Genomic DNA, 17,337 nt, shown 5'->3' with positions numbered 1-17,337 from the left:
ACGTCCTCGTCAGGCGATGGCGCCGGGCGCCAGCAGGTAGCGGTTCAGGCGCGCCGTGAGATCGGCAGCCTGGTCTTTCAGGAAGAAGTGGTCTCCGATGAAATCCCAGGCCTCGAAAGGCCCGCTGCTCAGCGACTGCCACAGGTTCATCCGCTCGCGCGGCGCGTCCTCGTCGCGGTCGGAGGTGCAACTGACCATGGGGCAGTCGAGCAGCCCGCCGCGCCGCGCCTCGTAGGTCTCGATGACGCGGTAGTCGGCACGCAGCACCGGCAGCACCAGGTTGCGCATCTCGGCGTCGCCGAAGATGGCGCTGGGCGTGCCGTTCAGGCGCTGGATCTCGGCGATGAACTCCGGCTCCGGGCGCGAATGGAAGTCGCCGCCGAACACCACGTGGGGCGGCTGCCGCCCGGAGACGATCAAGGCCTTCACCCGCCAGCCATGCTGTTCCTTGAGCCGGCGCGCCAGGTCGTAGGCGAGGATGGATCCCATGCTGTGGCCGAACACGGCCAGCGGCTCATGCGGACACAACCTGAGCAGCTCACCGGCCAGGGCCTGCGTGATCTCCTGCGCGCTCTGCGCGAAGGGCTCGCGCAGGCGGGCTTCGCGGCCGGGCAACTGGCCGGCCATCACTTCGATGCGGCTGTCCATCAGTCGCGGCCAACCGCGAAAGACGCTGGGGCCGGCGCCCGCGTAGGGCAGGCACAGCAGGCGGATGCGGGCCGTGGGATTGGGCGCGAAGCGCTTGATCCAGCGCAGGCCGGCCTGGACGCCGGGCATGGCCATCTGGTCAAGCATGGGCGGCCTCCCGCATCCTGCGCGCCAGCATCTCGCCGATCATCAGGCAGCTGAGGTTGGTCGGCGCCCGCGGAATCGTGGGCATGATCGACGCGTCGGCGATGCGCAGCCGCTGGCATCCATGCACCGCACCGTGCTGGTCCACCACCGCCAGCCGGTCGCCGGACTCGCCCATGCGGGCCGTGCCCACCGGGTGCCACGAACCCCGCACGAAGGTCGAGATGGCCTGGTGAAGCAGCCGGTCGTCGTCCATGATCCGCTGGTTCCACGCGAACACCCGCGCCACGTTCGACGCCAGCGGCTGGGCCTGGATGATGGACCAGGCCTGCCGCACGCCTTCGGCCAGCACCTGCATGTCGTGGGCTTCGCTGGCGAGGTTCAGCGTGACGCGCGGCGAGTCCTGCGGGTCGCGGCTGGCGAGCGTCACCATGCCGCGCGACTGGGGCTTGGTCAGCATCGCGGACACGGCCATGGCCAGGGGCGTGCCCAGGGCCGTGGCCAGTTCCGGGAACTGCGAGGTCCGCACCGAGTTCAGCATGTACAGCTGCAGGTCGTTGCGGTGCTGGCCGCCGCGCGAGCTGAGCCTGAGCATCACCTCGTGGATGTCCTCGCCGTCCTTGCACAGCCCGGGCTTGGGCACGAGCCAGATGCCCACGGCCGGGTGGTCGATGAGGTTGCCGCCGACCCCGGGCAGGTCATGCAGGGGCTCGATGTCGAGCTTCTCCAGCGTGCCGGCCGGCCCGATGCCCGAGCGCATGAGGATGCATGGCGTCTGCAAGGCGCCGGCGCACAGCACGACCCGGTCGCCCAGCAGGCGCTGGATGCGGCCATCGGCGAGCACGTCGACGCCGATGGCGCTGCCGTGCGCCATCACCACCTTGTCGGCCACGGTGCGGGGCATGATGCTCAGGTTCGGCCGCGTCCGCGCCGAGGCCAGGAAGGCCATGGCACTGGACACGCGTTTGCCGTCCTGGACGTTGCGTGGTACGCAGCCGTACCCGGTCGAGCGCGGATTGTTGGGGTCTCCGGTCGGGAAGCCCATCTGTTCGCACACCGTCGCGAAGTCGCGCTGCAGCGGATGCAGCTCGTTGGGCCGTGCACGCGACACCGGGATGGGGCCCTGGCTGCCGTAGTACGGCGCCTTCATGTCCACATCGCGCTCCAGCGCACGGAACTGCAGCAGCACCTGCGGCCAGGCCCAGGCGGGGTTGCCCATCGCCGCCCACTCGTCGTAGTCCTCCGGTGCGCCGCGCATGGCCAGCGCGCCGTTGACGGCGGACGAACCGCCGACGACCTTGCCCATCGGGTAGTCGAAGTGCGTGAGGCCGTCGCCTGCGTTCATGAGCGTGGAGATGGCGGTCTTGGCCATCGACACGCGCGACGAGGAGTTGGCCGCGTGGAACAGGTTGTGCGCTTCGGTGAGGCGGCTCAGCAGCTTCTGCTCGCGCAGCAGCGCACTGATCTGCCAGTTGTGCCCGTGCGTCACGGGTTCATGCGCGGCCAGCAATTCCGGAGGCATGGAAGACGGGTCGGGATGATCCTCGCCCGCTTCGACCAGCAGCACCCGGCGCCTGGGGTCTTCGCTCAGCCGGGCGGCGATGATGGCGCCGGTTGAGCCCGCGCCCACGACGATGTCGTCGTAGCCGCCGCAGGCCGACTGCGCGGTCGCGATGTCGTTCGGTGTGCTCATCGTCGTGCCTTCAGTACAGGCCGGCCAGGAAGTACACGCCGGCCGCCGACACCAGGCAGCCCAGGTAGGTGGAGGCGTTGCGCACGCGGGACTTTTCCGTCACCAGGAAGCCCACGAGGACGCCCACCAGATGGATGAGCGCGGTGCTGATCACGAAGCCGAACGAATAGAAGATCGGGCTCGCGGTCTTGGGCGCCTCCAGCCCGTGGGCATGGCCGTGCAGGGCGCCGAACAGCATGACAAACAGCATCACCAGCGTCACGTTGCTGCGCTTGTCGGCGAAGACGATGGCCAGGCCCAGCGCCACCACCGACAGCGCCACGCCCAGCTCCACGTGCGGCACCATGATCTGGTTGAGCCCGACCACGCCGCCGCCGATCATCGCCAGCACGAACAGGGCAGGCACCAGCCAGATGCTGCGTCCGCCGATCTGCGCGCTGACGATGCCCACGCTGAGCATGGCCAGCAGGTGGTCCGCGCCCTTGATGGGATGCAGGAAGCCATCGAGCGCGCCCAGGCTGCCTTCTTCCACGTGGGCGTGGGCCACCACGGGCAGTGCGGCCACCACGAGGGTGGCAAGCATCTGCAGCGAGTTGCGAGACAAGCGCATGGCGGGTCTCACTTCGGGCTGACGGCCAGCTCGGGGGCGGCGGCGACGGACATCGGCCGATCGGCCATGCGTGCCCAGCGGACCGAGCAGACGATCAGCCACAGCAGCACCGCGTGGTGCGAGAAGTCAAGCACGTGGTAGATGTTCAGCGGCATCTTGTCCACCACCATGTGCGTGAGCTGGTGCGCGATGAACATGAGGAAGAAGAACACCGCGGCGCCGACCATCGTCCAGCGGAAGATGAGGCCGTCGAACATCCGCACGGCCACGGGGATGAGCGCATAGATCGCGAAGATCACGATCATGATGTCCAGCCCGAGGTTGCCCGGGTCGCGGCCGAAGGGCTTGAAGTCGTTGGCGATGGCGGCGCGCACCACCGACACCAGGAACATGATGACCACCAGCTGCAATGCGTTGATCCAGCCGACCGTGATGGATCGGCGCAGCTCGTCCTGGACTTGTTTCGTGTCGTTCATATGCACTCCTCTTGAGGCTTGGGATGGGTGAATGGATGGATGGAATCAGGCCGGCTGGCTGGTGGCGTGCCGGGCTTCTTGGTCTGAACCCGCCGGCGGGGGACTCCCGTCGGCGGCTCCCGTCTGCAGGTAGCGCCGCCACAGTTCCACGTTGACGGCAGGGCAGGTGATGCCGCTGCCGGTCAATGCGGCGCTGACGTTGTCTCGGGACAGCCTGGCATCGATGAACAGGCCCTTGATGAAGCGGCCATGCTCCGTCGCCACGAAGAACTTCTCGAGCACGAAGGCGGACACCTTGTCGTCCAGCGCGTGGATCGCGGACAGGCAGTCGTTGGCCCACTCCTCGAAGGAGCGGACCTGCGGCGCCGGTCCGGTGGACAGCTCGCGCAGCGTGGCGAAGAAGTTGTCCATCGACATCGGCTGCGGATTGACCAGGTGGAAATGCCGCCCGTAGCTGCCGGCCTTCAGGCCGATGGCCGCGATCGCTGCAGCGCAGTAGTCGACCGGCACGATGTCGATGACCCCGTCGGACCATTCGCCATCGTGCGGACGCGAGCCCACCGAGCGGAACAGGTTCACCAGCTGGTGGAAGGCGTCGTCGGGCAGGTGCGTGCGGCCGTGGGCCGCGGCGCTGATCTGCCCGGGGCGCACGATGGCCACCGGGATGCCGGCATCGCCTGCGCGCTCGAACAGCTTCTCGGCGACCCACTTGCTCTGCGTGTAGCCGATGAACAGCCCATCCGGCCGGGCGATGCGGTCTTCCGACTGCTGGATCGCCACGCCGTGCTCGTCGAGCCCGAAGCACACGTACTTGCTGGACACGTAGACGATGCCCTTGCGCTTGCCCGTGGCTGCCAGCGAGATGATGGCGCGCGCGCCGCCAACGTTGGCCGCCTTCAGGTCGGCATAGGTGCGGGCGTAGTTCACCTGCGCCCCGAGGTGGTAGATGACGTCCACCTCGGCACACACGGCGGCATGCTCGTCCGCAGCCAGGCCCAGGTTGGGCTTGGCGAGGTCGCCCGCCAGCGCATGGATGCGGTGGCGGTAGCGCGCTGCGTCCAGGCCGTGCAGGGAGAGGCTCGCCTCGATGCGCCGCAGCGACTCCGTGCGGTCCTTGCCGCGGACCAGGCAGAACACGTCCGCGGAGGTGCGCTTGAGCAGCTCATGCAGCACATGCGCGCCGAGGAAGCCGTTGGCACCCGTGAGCAGGATGGCCTTGGGACTGCCCAGGTCGCCCGGGATGCGGTGGTCGATGACCAGGGGCAGGTCCTGCGAGGCATCTCGCATCAGCTGCGCCGACACCGCAGCGAATTCGCCCAGCACCTGCTGCGCCGTGGCCGGGCTGGTTGGCGTCGGCAACGAAGCCATTGCATCGCTGCCTTGCAGCGCACGGTACTGCGCTGCCATGCCGGCGATGGTGGGATCGGCGAAGACCTTGTGCAGTGGCAGGTTCAGGCCCAGCGTGCGTGCCAGTTCGGCGGTGAGCTTGGTGGCCATCAGCGAATCGCCGCCCAGCTCGAACAGGTTGTCGTGGATGCCGGCTTCACCGATCTCCAGGACTGCCAGCCACGCGGCGTGGACCGCGGACTCCAGCTCATCGCGCGGCGGCGCCAGCTCGCGCTCGGTCGGCGCCGATGCGCCGGCCATGCCGTGCTGCGCCAGCGCCTTGCGGTCCACCTTGCCGTTGGCGGTCAGCGGGAAGCTCTTCAGGCGCACGAAGCTGGAGGGCACCATGTAGTACGGCAGGCGGGCGCGCAGCGTGTCGCGCCACGCCTGGACCGGGTCCAGCGGCATGAACTCGGCGTTGTCCCAGGCCAGGGTCTGCTGCGGCGTGATGGAGCCGCCTTCGAGGCAATAGAAGGCCTCGAAGGAATCCGCCAGGGGAACATGCCGGCGCAGCAGGTCGATGCGCGCGCCGCCGGTCGAACACAGGCCGATCTCAAGACCTGGCGCGCGGTGCAGCAGCGTCTGCGCCAGGTGCCCGGTCTGGACCAGTTGCTGCATGGTCGCCTGCGCCTGGTCGCGCATGAAGATGACCGAGAACGCGGAACCCGCGTGGATCGGACGGTTCTCCATGTACTGCAGGTTGCCGCCCAGGCCGCTGTCCAGCCGGCACAGCAGTTCGAGCTCGGCGGTGGCGGCATCCACGCGGTACAGGCCGCCGGCCAGGCCTTCGACGCGGCCGGGCTTCACGTGCAGCCACAGCGTGGGCATGTCGGCCGTGCCGGCGCGCGGGCCCTGGGCCTCCACCAGCGTCGACAGCAGTTGCCGAAGCTGCGGCGCCTTCACGCCGTCGCCGAGGTAGCGGCGGTAGCTCTGGCGCACGACGCAGTCGATCGGCGTGGCGGGCAGGTCGGCCGGCACGGCATGGCCGCCGCCGAACAGCGCTGCCACGAGGCGATGCTCGCCCGGCAGGGACAGTCCATCCAGGAGCATGGCCTCATCCGCGGCCGTGCCGGTCCATGCGGCCAGGCCCGCATGGCGTGCGGAACCCGACAACAGGTTGAGCATGTGGCCGGCCTCGATCGCCGCGAAGCGTTCGACGCCCACCTCGCCGTAAAGCGGCAGGATGGCGGCCGGGTTGGCCACCAGGAACAGCGCGAAGCCGCAGGCATCGAGCGCGGGGCCGATGGCCTTTTGCGCATTCCAGGCGCCGGCCGGCGCGACGCGGACCAGCCGGTGGCCGGCGGGGTCGTGGTAGTAGCAGCCCTCGGCCACGCCGCTGAAGGCGCCGGCCTTCACGTAGAGGTAGCACTGCACCGGGTGCGCGGAGCCGGCCGACGGGTAGAAGTACTTCGGCAGTGCGGCATCGGCCAGGCGCACCTGGGCCAGGCACGACAGCCACAGGCCCAGCGAGTCGAGCGATGCCGTGTTGCGCGAAGTGGCGGAAGCCGGCGGCATGGTCTGGCAGGCCGACGGCGACCAGCGCAGAGGCTGTTCGCGCCGCGGCGCATGCGGCAGCGCCACGGCCTGCGTGCCTTCGTCGAATGCGCGCAGGTGGGACTGCGTGAGCTTGAAGGCCGCCCGCTGCATCGGATCGCGCAGCACGCCTTCGGACGCCATGAGGTTCACGATGGACGAATCGTCGTCCGCGCTCGCCTGCTCGACGACGAACGCGACCAGTCGATGGCCGGCGCGCTGCGCATCGCCTGCGCCATCGGACACCGCCATCACCAGCGCATCGCGCACGCCTTCGCAATGCGTCAGCGCATGCTCGATCTCGCCCAGCTCGATGCGGTGGCCCTGCACCTTGACCTGGTGGTCCGAGCGGCCGATGAACTCGATGTTGCCGTCGGGCAGGAAGCGGCCCACGTCGCCGGTCTTGTAGATCGGCTCGCCGGTCAACGGGTGGTTGATGAAGACCTTGGCGGTCTTTTCCTCATCGCGCCAGTAGCCCTGGCTCAGCCCGATGCGGCCGCCGGTGTAGATGTCGCCCGGCACCCAGTCGGGGCAGTCGGTCAGGTCCGCATGCAGCACGTGGTGCGTGCGGTTGGCCAGCGGCTTGCCGTAGGGAATGCTCTTCCACTCGGGCTCGACCCGGCCGATCGGGTAGTAGATCGACCACACCGTGGTCTCCGTCGGGCCGCCCAGGCTGATGGGCTTGGCCGCGGGCAGCACGGCGCGGATGCGGTCGGGCAGGCTGACCGGGATCCAGTCGCCGCTCATGAACACCAGCCGCAAGGCCTCGGCGGCCTCCTGCGGCTGGCGGCCGCGGGCGCCCTGGGCTTCCAGCTCTTCCACATACAGCTGCACGATCGCCGGCACGGTGTTCCAGAAGGTCACGCGTTCGGCCAGCACCAGCTCGGACCAGTGCGATGCATCCAGCAGGCGCTCGGCCAGCGGCATGACCAGCGCGCCGCCCACTGACAGCAGGCCGAACACGTCGTACACCGAGAGGTCGAAGTTCAGCGCGTTGATCGCGATGGCGCGGTCTGCCGGCGTGATGCCGAAGCGCTGGTTGATGTCCAGCACCGTGTTCACCGCGCTGCGGTGGTCGATCATCACGCCCTTGGGGACTCCGGTGGAGCCGGAGGTGAACAGCACGTAGGCGAGGTCGCCGGGACCTTGCACGGGCGTGAGCGTGACCGGCATGTCGCGGCGGCGCCAACTGTCGTCGATCTGCTGCCGGTCGATGGCCTGGGCACGCACGGCCTCGGGCCAGTCGATGCGGTCCAGCAGCCGGGTCTGCGTGAGCGCGATGCGAACCTCGCCTTGCTGCAGGAGATGGCGCACGCGTTCGGGGGGCAGCGATGCGTCCACCGGCATGTAGGCCGCGCCGGAGAACAGGATGCCGAACACGGCGACGATCTGTTCCCAGCCTTTTTCCATCACCACGGCCACCAGCTCGTTGGGCCGCGCGCCTTGCTCCCGAAGCGACCGGCCCAGGTGCGTGGCGAGCACCAGCAGTTCGCGGTAGCTCAGGCGCACGTCGCCGTTGACCACGGCCAGCGCATCGGGCGTGCGCGTGGCCTGGTGCTCGAACAGGGTCTGCAGCAGGGCGTTGCTGATGGGCGCCTCGGTGGCATTGACGAGGTCGCGCGCCGCCTGCTGCTCATGCGGCAGGGCGACGGGCCGCAGGCTGCGCCAGGCGGCTTCGCCTTCGCTGGCCAGCTCGATGAGCCGGTCGTAGTAGGCGCAGAACATCTCGTCGAGCATGCGCGGCGGGAAGATCTCTTCCAGCGCATCCCAGTTGCACAGCAGCGCGCCGTTCTTCTCGCGCACCACGTGGTCCAGCCACACCTGCGAGGTCTGCGAGATGGTGTGGCCCAGGGTCATCATCTCTTCGTAGACCTGCAGCTTGGACTCGTCCAGGCCGGCCAGGCGGCTTTCGGCGTGCTGGTCCAGGCCCAGCGCGCTGGTCAGCACGATGGGCATCACCACGGCCTGGTAGCCGCCCATCTGGCTGTTCAGCGCGCGCAGTGTTTCCACGCCGCTGAAGTGGCGGTGCTCCAGGTCCGACATCAGGCGGTTCTGGATATTGCGGGCGCAGGACTCGAAGGCCTCCACCTGCGACATGTCCACTTCGAGCAGCACCGAGGACGTGAAGTCGCCGATCAGGTCGTTCATCTGCGGATGCAGGCGCGGACGGTTGAAGATGGTGAGGTTCAGCGTGAAGCGCGGCGAGGCGCACCACTTGGCCAGCACCTCCGAATACGCGGTGGCGATCAGCACCGAGGGCGTGACCTTGTACTGGCGCGCCTGCGCCTTGAGCCGGCTCCAGGTGTCGCGGTCAAGCTCGAAGTCGCGGCGCACATAGCGCGGCGCGGCGATGGCCGAGGGCTCGCAGGTCAGCGGCAGCGAAGGCGCCGCTGCGAGCGTGGGCACACGGTCGAGCCAGTACTGCCGCGAGCGCTGGAACTGCTCGGAGCCGCGGTTGGCCTTCTCCGCGAGCACGTAGTCGCGGTAGCTCAGCTGCAGCGGCGTCAGCCGGTCCTGCTCGCCCATGTACAGCAGGAACATGTCGCGGAAGAACACCAGCAGGCTCAGCACGTCGACGATCATGAAATCGAAGCCGTAGTGCAGCCGGCAGCGCTGGGGCGTGATCCTGGAGATGCGCAGCTGGAACAGCGGCCAGACGGTCGGGTCCAGCACCTGGTGCGACATGGCGTCGCGGGTTTCCAGCAGCCTGGCCTCGGCCTCCTGCGGGCTGAGCATGCTCAGGTCGTCCACGGGAATCCGGTAGGCGGGCACTTCGGGCAGGAAGCGCTGCTGGCCGTCTTCCTGGACCACCATGCGCAGCATGTGATGGCGCCTGACCATCTCGTTCAAGGCGAACTCGTAGCGGGCCACATCGAGGTTGCGGATCTCCGTCTCGATGTAGGCGTAGGTGGCGACGTTGCCGCCGCTGCCCGCGTTGTGCCGCCCGATCCAGTAGGCCTGCTGGATCTCCGTGAGCGGGAAGGGCAGGAACTGGCTGTCGAGGTCGGGCGTGATGCTCTTGACGGCGGAGCCGAACTCGTTGGCTTCCACCTGTACCGGTGCCTCGGGCACTGGCGTGGTGTTGGCTGCCACGGTGGGTTCTGGCACCTGCACTTCGGCCGATGCCACTGGGCCGGCCGCGACCATCTCCAGCAAGTGGGCCGCGAGCGTGCGGATGTTGGTGTTCTCGTCGAGCAACTGGATGACCGACACGTGGTCCGCCTGCAGCGCGGCGTTCAGCTCCGTGCGCAGCTCGATGGCCATGAGCGAGCTCAGGCCCAGTTCCACGAGTGCCGTGCCGGCATGGTCGCCGCTGGACAGGCCCAGCAGCGCACGCACGCGTTCACCGACGAAGGCTTCCATGAGCGATTGACGCGCCTCGGGCGCCGTGCCCGCCAGGCGCTGCACGAGGGCCGATGCGCTCTTGCCTGGCACGATGGGCGCAGCGGCAACGGCTGCGGGCGCAGACGTCGGTGTCGCCGTGGTCGGTGCGTTGACCTGCACCGCGCGAGACCGACCGGGCACGCGCTCCAGCCAATGCCGCTGTCCTTCGAACGGGTAGGTCGGCAGCGACACGCGGGCACGCCGCTCTCCGGCGTAGAACGCCTTCCAGTCGACGCTGCGTCCCGCCGTCCAGGCCCGGCCCAGGGCCTGCAGCAGGATGGACAGATCGGCGCTGGCATCCTGCTTGGCACTGCGGCAGCAGGGCGCCACCACGAGGTCGCCATCGGGCACGCCGAAGGACTTCACCAGTGCGGTGAGGGACTGGCTCGCACCGGCTTCGAGCAACACCATGCGGCCTTCGCGCATGAGGGTGCTGACGCCCGCATGGAAGCGCACGGTGCCGCGCAACTGCTTCACCCAGTAGGCCGGGTCCACGGCCTCGCTGTCGCGGATCCAGTCGCCGCTCAGGTTGGAGATGAACCGCCGCGTCGGTGCGCGCAAGGTCACGCGCCGCACCACCGCATGGAAGATTTCCAGGATCGGGTCCGCGGTGGACGAATGGAACGCATGCGAGGTGTGCAGCGGCCGCCCGGCTGACGACAGCCGCTGCTCGAAGGCGGCCATCGCCTCCAGCGGGCCGGAGACCACGCACCATTGCGGGCCGTTGACGGCAGCCAGGCTGCAATCGCCCAACAGCGGCTTGATGTCGTGCTCGCTGGCGGCCACCGCCAGCATGCGGCCGGGCACCATGGTCTGCATGAGGCGGCCTCGCTCGGCCACGAGCTTCAGTGCGTCCTCCAGGGAGAACACGCCGGCCAGGCAGGCCGACACGTACTCGCCGATGCTGTGGCCGATGGTCGCATCCGCCTGCAGCCCCCAGCTTTCCAGCAGCTGGGCCATGGCATAGCCGGTCACGAAGAGCGCGGGCTGGGCGTTCTCGGTGCGCTGCAGCGCGGCGTCGGCCTCGGCTTCGCGGCCGGGGCGCGGGTACAGCAGGTTGCGGATGTCGCGCTTGAGCGAGGACTCCAGCAAGGCGGCGCAACGGTCCACGGTGTCGCGGAACACCGGCTCGGCCTGGTAGAGGCCGAGCGTCATGTTCGGATGCTGCGAGCCCTGGCCCGGGAACATCAGTGCCAGCTTGACCGAGCGTTGTGCCGGGCCCGCGCCCTCGGCGGACACGTTCATCGCGGCCAGCTTCGCGATGGCTTCGTCGCGGCTGCCTGCCACGACCGTGGCGCGGTATTCCAGCGCCGTGCGGCCCATGCCCAGCGTGTAGGCCACATCGGGCAGGTCCAGCTCCGGCGACGCGCAGACCTTGTCCAGCAGGCGGCGCACCTGCGCGTCCAGCGCGGCCGGCGACTTGGCCGACAGTGCGAGCAGTTGCTGCGGACGGGAGCTGCCCGTCGACGGCTGCGACGGCGCTTCCTGCAGGATGGCGTGCGCATTCGTGCCGCCCACGCCGAAGGAACTCAGGCCCGCGATGCGCGGCTGGCCTGCCGCGGCCCAGGGCTTGAGCTCGGTGTTGACGACGAAGGGGCTGCTGTCGAAGTCGATCTCGGGGTTGGGCGTGCGGTAGTGCAGGCTCGCTGGAATCTGCCGGTGCTTGAGCGCCAGCACCGTCTTGATGAAGCCCGCCACGCCGGCGGCCGCGCCCAGGTGGCCGATGTTGGTCTTGACCGAGCCGATGGCGCAGTAGCGCTTGCGCCGCGTGCGGGCGCGGTAGGCGCGGGTGAGCGCCTCGATCTCGATCGGGTCGCCCAGCGAGGTGCCCGTGCCGTGCGCTTCGACGTAGCCGACGTCCGAGGGATCGACGCCGGCCAGTTCCAGCGCCGTGAGGATGACCTGCGACTGGCCCTGCACGCTGGGGGCGGTGTAGCCCACCTTGGCGGCGCCGTCGTTGTTGATCGCAGTGCCGCGGATGACGGCATGGATGTTGTCCCGGTCCGCGATGGCCTCGTCCAGCCGTTTGAGCAGCACCACGCCGGCGCCGTTGCCGAAGATGGTGCCGTCCGAGCTGGCGTCGAAGGCGCGGCAGCGCCCGTCGTGCGACTGGATGCCGCCGGGCTCGTGGATGTAGCCGGCGTCCTGCGGCAGCACGACGCTCGCGCCGCCGGCCAGCGCCATGTCGCACTCGTAGGAGAGCAGGGCGCGGCAGGCCTGGTGGATGGCCACCAGCGAGGTGGAGCAGGCGGTGCTGACGTTGAAGCTCGGTCCTTTCAGGTCGAACTTGTAGGAGATGCGCGTCGCGGCGTAGTCGAGGTCGTTGGCGATGTACAGCTGCAGCATCTTGGCGAACTCGCCGGACTCGGTGTCGGCCAGTTCGTACAGGCGCTTTTGCCAGTCGTCGCAGCGGTTCACGCCGGCGAACACGCCCACGTTGGGGTTGCAGTTGCGTGGGTCGTAGCCGGCGTCCTCGAAGGCTTCATGGGCGCACATCAGCAGCATGCGCTGCGACGGTGCGGTGATGGTTGCCTCGCGCGGCGTGAAGTCGAAGAAGCGCGCGTCGAACATCTCCACGCCGTCCAGGCTGCTGGCGCGGCGCACGTAGCGCTCGTGGCTGGCGGCCTCGGGCGAGATGCCGGCCTCGCGCAGCTGGGCGTCGCCCAGGTCGCGGATCGACTCCCTGCCCGCGGCCAGGTTGGCCCAGAACTCGTCGACGCTCGATGCGCCTGCCATGCGGCAGGACATGCCGATGACGGCGATGCTGTTCGGATCCGTTGCGATGGAATCCTTAGACATGTTCTCGGGCTCCCTGGTTGGCGCCGCGTTGTTGCCGCAGCGCCTGGCGTTGCCGCTGTGCGCGGCTGGATGCATCGGTGAGTCCGCCTTGCTGCGGGTCCTGCGACGAGAGGAACTGCGCGAGCGCGGTGATGCTCGGGTGCTCGAACAGCACCGTGGTGGCCACGTGCAGGCCCAGCCGCTGCTTGATGAGGTTGCGCACCTCCACCAGCAGCAGCGAGTCGCCGCCGATCTCGAAGAAGCTGCTGGTGGTGCTGATGGCGTCCTGCCCCAGCGTCTCGCACCAGATGTCGAGCAGCTGCTGCTCCAGCGCATTGGCCGGCTTCTTGATCGAGCCGCTGCCTCCGCGCCCGCGGATGGGACGCGAGAGAGCCCGGTAGTCGATCTTGCCGTTGGCGGTGGTCGGGAATTCGGCCAGCACCTGGTAGCCCGTGGGCTTCATGTAGGCCGGCAGGCGCTGCAGCAGGTGACGGTCCAGCGCCTCGTCGTCCAGCGCGTAGGCGGGTTCCACCGTTTGCGCCAGGATGACGTCGAAGCCGACGAAATCAGACACGCTGCCCTCGACGTTGAGCACTTCGATGCCATCGAAGCCGGCTTCCTGCAACTGCTCTCGCCACAGCACGCGTTCGAGCAGCGGATGGTTCTGGCGGCCGTCGCGGAACACGTCGAAGCCTTGCTGCAGGCCCATGGTGAGGTCGAAGGACGGGAAGAACTTCGTCTCTTCCAGCAGCATCAGCGTGCCGCCCGGACTCAGCAGGCGGCGAAGGTTTCGCAGCGTGCCGGGGATGTCGCCCACGTCGTGCAGCACGCTCGAAGCGATGACGAGGTCGTACGAATGCGGCTTGAAGCCTTGCAGCTCGGGCGCGCGGTCCAGGTCATGCAGGCCGTAGTGGACGAAGTCGTAGGCGCTGAACTTGTCGGCCGCCCGCTTGAGGAAGTACTGCGAGATGTCGGTGAAGTCGTAGTGCGCGCAGTGCCCGGCCAGTGCCGGCAGCACGTGCTGCGTGGCCGAGCCCAGGCCGGAGCCCACCTCCATGACGCGCATCGGATGGCCGGGTCGCAGGGCCAGCAGTGCATTCAAGGAACGGCGCAGCTGAACGTGGGAATCGGGAAACAGCTTCTGGTAGATGATGGCTGTTTCCTCGGAGGTGTAGAGCTCCGCGGAGTGCAGGTCTTCGCTCAGCAGCGCGCGCAGGTGCTCCGCGCTGACGGTGAACCAGCGCGCCTCGCGCTCGGTCAGGCCCAGCACGCTGTTGAGCCGGGCTTCCACGTCGCGCGACACTTCCATCAGGTCGCGCCGCGGCAGTTCCTGCGGGGCGTGGTAGCGGTCGCCGCTTTCGTGCAGCAGTCCGTGGGCCACGAGGTGCCGCAGTGCCCGGCGCATCCAGCGCTCGTAGCGCGGGGCGGCATTGAGCGACTCCATCATGTCCTGCACGGACACCTCGCGCCCCGGCTCGGCCAGCGGCGTGTGCAGGAAGGCATTCACCACGGCTTCCAGGTACAGGCCGTCCAGCTGGGCCCACAGCTCGCGGGTGGGCTCGTCCAGCACGGCCAGCGGGAGCAGCTTTTCCTCGTCGGACACGATGCGCCCGATGGCCTGCGGCGAGAAGCCGTCGGTGTCCACGTCTTCCGCGACGGGCAGCAGGATCTCGTGCTGGTGCTCGCGGTCGAGCAGCAGGTAGACCCACAGCGATTGCTGCTCGCTGCGGCCGTCGCCGTCCACCACTGCCAGTGATTCGCGCACGCCGGGCTTGGAACGCAGCGCTGCCGAGATCTCGCCCAGCTCGATGCGGTGGCCGCGCAGCTTGATCTGCGAGTCCTCTCGGCCGAGGAACTCGATGTTGCCGTCGGGCATGTAGCGGCCGAGGTCGCCGGTGTCGTACAGGCGGGTGCCGTCTTCCAGGCGGATGAATTTCGCCGCCGTCTTCTGGGCATCGTTCAAGTAGCCCTGCGCCAGGCCGATGCCGCCAATGAAGATGCGCCCGGTGACGTTGACCGGACACGGCTGCATGCGGTCGTTCAGCACGTGCATGGTCTGGTTGGGCAGCGGCTTGCCGTAGGGAATGCTCTTCCACGCCGGGTCGACGCCTTCGAACGGATGGAAGATCGACCAGATCGAGGCCTCGGTCGCGCCGCCCAGGCTGACCAGCTTCGCGTGCGGCAGGCAGACATCCAGGCGGGCCTTGAGCGACAGCGGAATCCAGTCGCCGCTGAGCATGGCCAGGCGGATGCCGCGGGCCGGCGGCTCGTCGAAGCCTTCCATGTGGGTCACCAGCATGGACATCAGCGCGGGCGCCGAATTCCAGACCGTGACGCCGTGCGTGGCGATGAGGTCCATCCAGTGCTCGGGGTCCACGCTGCGGGCGTCGTCGGGAATGACGATGCAGCCACCGGCGGCGAGCAGGCCGAAGATGTCGTAGGTGGACAGGTCGAAGTTCAGCGCCGACACCATCAGCGTCTTGTCGGCGCTGGTGATGCCGAACAGGCGGTTGATGTGCTCGATGGTGTTGACCGCCCCGCGGTGGTCGATCATCACGCCCTTGGGCACGCCGGTGGAGCCGGAGGTGAAGATCACGTAGGCCAGGCTGTCTTGCGCCTGGCGCAGCGGCGGTGCGGCGGTGACGGGCGACCAGCCGGCATGTTCGGGCAGCGTCACCACCTGGACGGATGGGGGCAATTCCAGGCCTTCGAGTTCACTCGACGTCACCGCGATGGCGGCTGCACTTTGCTCGAAGAGCTGGTCGCGGCGCGCCTGCGGCAGTTCGGCGTCCACCGGCAGGTAGGCGCCGCCCGCGATCATGATACCCAGCACCGCGGCGACCTGCTGCCAGCCGCGCGGCATGACGACGGCCACGACCTCCGCGGGTTTCACGCCGCGCTCCAACAGCAGGCCGGCCAGTTCAACGGCACGCGACAGCAGTTCGGCGTAGGTGATGCTGCGGGTCTTGGTGGCGATGGCCACGGCCTGCGGTTGCGCGAGGGCGCGCTCCACGAAGAGCTGGTGCATCAGCTTGTCGCTGAGCTCGGCCTGCGTGTCGTTGACCTGGGCGCGCTGCAGGCCCTGGTCCTGCGGGAGCTGCAAGGGGTGTCCGGCGTCCCAGGCTTCGCTGGAGCTGGCCAGCGAGCGGATGAGCCCGCAGTAGCTGTCGAACATCGACTGCAGCACGCCGGGGAGGAAGACCTCCTCCAGCGCGTCCCAGTTGAGCACCAGGCCCTGGCTGTCTTCCATGACCTGGTTGTCCAGCCAGACCTGCGGCGTCTGGCTGATGCCGTGGACCATCTTCCCGAAGGACTCGACCAGCCCGGCATCGTCGCCCTGCGCGGAGTTGAGCACCAGGCAGCTCGTGAACACGACCGGCATGGCGGCATGCAGGCCGTAGCCCTTGCGCTTGGACCATTCGCGAAGCACGTCCACGCCGCTGACCAGCCGGTGCTCGAAGTCGCGCAGGAACTGCTGCTGGATGGCCATCGCACGCTGGCTGAAGCTGGGCAGGTGGGCGGCGTCCACTTCGAGCAGCGTGAGGCAGGTGAAGTCGCCCACGAGCTTGTTGACGTCCTCATGCAGCGGCAGGCGGCTGAACAGCGTCATGTTCAGCGAGAAGCGCGGCTCCTTGCTCCAGAAGGCCAGCACTTCGGCATAGGCCGCGAGCAGCAGTGCCGACGGCGTGATGCCCATGGACTGCGCGCGGCGCTTGAGCGAATCCCATTGCGGCATGTCCATGCGGAAGCGGCGCCGGGTGAATTGCGGGTTCTCGCTGGCGGCACCCGTGAGCACCGGCAACTGCGGCGCGGCGGGAATGTTGTCCAGCCGGTTCCACCAGTAGTCGTGGTCGCGCGCGAACATCTCCGAGCTGCGCATCGAGCGCTCGGCGAGGACGTAGTCGCGGTAGGACAGCCCGATGTCCTGCAGCGGCGCATCGATGTCGTCGTACAGCGTGTTCCACTCGCGGCAGATGCCGTACAGGCTCCAGGCGTCGAGGTTGATGAAGTCCCAGCTGAAGTACAGCCGTGTGTGGCTGTCGCTGGTGCGCACCGCGCGGATGTCGAACAGCGGCCAGCGGTTCGCCGGCAGCTGCTGGTGCGACAGCTCGTCGCGCAGCGCCTGCATGCGGGCCTCACGATCGGCCACGGATGCGCAGCGCATGTCGTCCATCGGCATCACGAAGGGCGGCAGGTCGTTGAGGATCTGCTGTCGGCCGTCGTCGTGCACCACGGCGCGCAGCATGTCGTGCCGGTTGATCAAACGCTGGAAGGCGGCGGTGAAGCGCGCGAAGTCCAGCTGCTCGCAGTCCAGCTCGTAGTAGTAGTGCGTGGCAACGCCGCCCAGGTTCAGGCCGCGGCTGCGCCCCACCCAGTAGGCATGCTGCACATCGGACAGCGGGAAGGGCTCATTGCGTTTGCCGAGGTCGGCGGCGATGCGCGGCCAGGAGGCCACGGGTGTGGCCGCGCTGCGGGCCAGGTGCTGCTTCAGCGCTTCGCGATGCTCCTTGAGCGCGTCGCGCAAGGCGGCATTGAGCACCCCCGCGGGCGCATTGACCTGGAGCTGGTCGCCCTCGATCTTGAGCTTGATGTTCAGCTCGCTCAGTTGCACCAGCAGCAGTTGCATGCTGGTTGCCGATGCAGTGGTCTTGTCTTGCATGATGCGCTCGACTGTTGAAGTGGAT

Annotated in this window: 6 protein-coding genes; all 6 read right to left on the bottom strand. The window is 68.5% G+C overall.

The genetic code is table 11. From position 1 onward, the window contains the following. Window positions 1-9: 9 nt before the first annotated feature. From DZC73_RS20340 to DZC73_RS20315, 6 genes are read right to left on the bottom strand one after another with little or no spacing between them, the layout of a single operon-like run. On the bottom strand, window positions 10-795 hold the full coding sequence (locus DZC73_RS20340) for a thioesterase II family protein (RefSeq protein WP_124542213.1): 786 nt from the start codon (window positions 793-795) through the stop codon (window positions 10-12). Next, window positions 788-2,485, bottom strand: a complete 1,698-nt coding sequence (locus tag DZC73_RS20335) for a GMC family oxidoreductase (RefSeq protein WP_124542212.1) — start codon at window positions 2,483-2,485, stop codon at window positions 788-790. Before DZC73_RS20335 ends, DZC73_RS20340 begins: the two co-directional genes overlap by 8 nt. A gap of 10 nt (window positions 2,486-2,495) precedes the next feature. After that, window positions 2,496-3,095 carry a HupE/UreJ family protein gene (locus tag DZC73_RS20330; protein WP_124542211.1) on the bottom strand — a complete coding sequence of 200 codons (600 nt, stop codon included), beginning with the start codon at window positions 3,093-3,095 and terminating at the stop codon, window positions 2,496-2,498. Between the two features lie 8 nt (window positions 3,096-3,103). After that, window positions 3,104-3,571, bottom strand: coding sequence for a hypothetical protein (locus DZC73_RS20325; RefSeq protein ID WP_124542210.1), 468 nt, complete (start codon window positions 3,569-3,571; stop codon window positions 3,104-3,106). 45 nt (window positions 3,572-3,616) lie between these two features. Next, window positions 3,617-12,673, bottom strand: a complete 9,057-nt coding sequence (locus DZC73_RS20320) for a non-ribosomal peptide synthetase/type I polyketide synthase (RefSeq protein ID WP_161974667.1) — start codon at window positions 12,671-12,673, stop codon at window positions 3,617-3,619. Beyond that, a complete protein-coding gene (locus DZC73_RS20315; RefSeq protein ID WP_124542208.1) occupies window positions 12,666-17,312 on the bottom strand; it encodes a non-ribosomal peptide synthetase in 4,647 nt (1,548 codons plus the stop codon). The genes DZC73_RS20320 and DZC73_RS20315 overlap by 8 nt, the downstream gene beginning before the upstream one ends. Window positions 17,313-17,337: the final 25 nt, after the last annotated feature.

Origin of the sequence: Rhizobacter terrae (genome assembly GCF_003852895.1) — a bacterium.
GTDB lineage: Bacteria > Pseudomonadota > Gammaproteobacteria > Burkholderiales > Burkholderiaceae_C > Albitalea > Albitalea terrae.
This window is presented reverse-complemented; position numbering and strand designations above follow the sequence as displayed.